This is a genomic window from Acinetobacter sp. YH16038 (assembly GCF_013417275.1).
Classification (GTDB): domain Bacteria; phylum Pseudomonadota; class Gammaproteobacteria; order Pseudomonadales; family Moraxellaceae; genus Acinetobacter.
This window is the reverse complement of the sequence record NZ_VPEG01000153.1, coordinates 1-1,381: the sequence shown is the minus strand read 5'-3', so window position 1 is coordinate 1,381 and position 1,381 is coordinate 1. Positions and strand designations below refer to the sequence as shown.

Below are 1,381 nucleotides of genomic sequence, written 5' to 3'. Positions count from 1 at the left end.
ACCTCGTTTTTTAGGTTCCGGTGTTATCGTAGCAGCTTGCTGAATAGGCTTATTTTCTATTGCTGTAATTTGTTCGGGCTGTACAATTTCTTGTAAGTCTGTAGTTGTACGGATTTGTTCATTTGTACTGTAAGCCTGACTGTCAGGCTGAATATTTTTAGGTGTATAGCCAAGTGCTAATGTTAGGTTGTCAATTTTATCTTTAAGTTGCTCAATCTCTTTGTACATACGCCTTTCACGTTCTTCGGCAACTGATTTATCATGTCGTAATTCTTCAATCAGTTGCTTGTACAGTTCAACTGTAGTGTTGTCAGTTTCCTTACTATCAGGCTTACTGTCAGCCTGACTGTTAGGCATACCGTAAACACGTTGCATTTCACTAAAATCAATGACTTTTCGATTCTTAGCATCAATTTCATAACTAATAGAACCATTCTTCATACGATCATAAATAGATGTACGAGCGATTCCATATTTTTTAGCTAATTCCGCAACAGTAAATTTAGGCATAGTTCTTTAATTATGGTTTTAGTCCGTCATTACATGAACTGTAATGTACTTAAACGTTAAAACCTAGATCTTTAAGATGTGGAAGAAGTTGTTTTTGTTGTACTGGATCTCTGAGCATATCTTTAATTTTAATGGCTAACTCTTCATAGCTTTCACCTTGATTTGCTAAATGAGACAGTTCATGTAGGCGAGATAATTGATTTCCAAATAAGTTAATTTGTGAGTCACTCATTTGATAAAAAGACTGTTTGAGAGAGTTAGTTTGCTTAGAAGGTCGAGCTTTAGACTTTATAGAAAATTGAATATCAGTGATAACTCGACCTTTCTTAAACTGTTGATAATCAACACTTATATCAGTATGTTTGTTAATTTCATTAATTGCTTTGTCTAAGACATTGGATTTGAAATTAGACATAGTTGAATACTCTTCAACACTAAGTCCAAGCTTTGATCTCAAGTCATTGATGCTGTATTTTTCTGTCTTAGTAACGCTTAACCACTTAATAATAAGTTCATATAAGCGAATACTATATTTACTTTTAAAGTCTGAAACTTGTTCGATATAGTATTTTGTAAATTGCTCACTCAATTTGCTTATTAAGCTAATTACTTCATGACTTAGATATAAAACAATCAAACCGTTATTATCAACATACGTTACTTTATTAACCCAATTGGCAGTCGAAAGAGCCTCTATCCCCTTATACCTATCTAGATAACTAAATTCTCTTCGTTTTAATGTCTTAGCAGCATCTTTAAGTAAAGCATAAGCATTATTACTATCTACTTTAAATTGATGGATGTAGTCACTCACAGATACTTCTATTGGAGTATCTGGAGAAAGATTTCTTGACTCTCTGGCTTCGACTAT

Annotated in this window: 2 protein-coding genes; both read right to left on the bottom strand. The window is 33.2% G+C overall.

Translation table 11 applies throughout. The features are described from left to right. A partial coding sequence (locus FTV34_RS17465; RefSeq protein ID WP_180070915.1) for a plasmid replication DNA-binding protein occupies nt 1-510 on the bottom strand: 510 nt, incomplete at its 3' end. Between the two features lie 49 nt (nt 511-559). Beyond that, on the bottom strand, nt 560-1,381 hold an 822-nt coding region (gene repM, locus FTV34_RS17460; protein ID WP_180070913.1), incomplete at its 5' end, for a replication initiation protein RepM.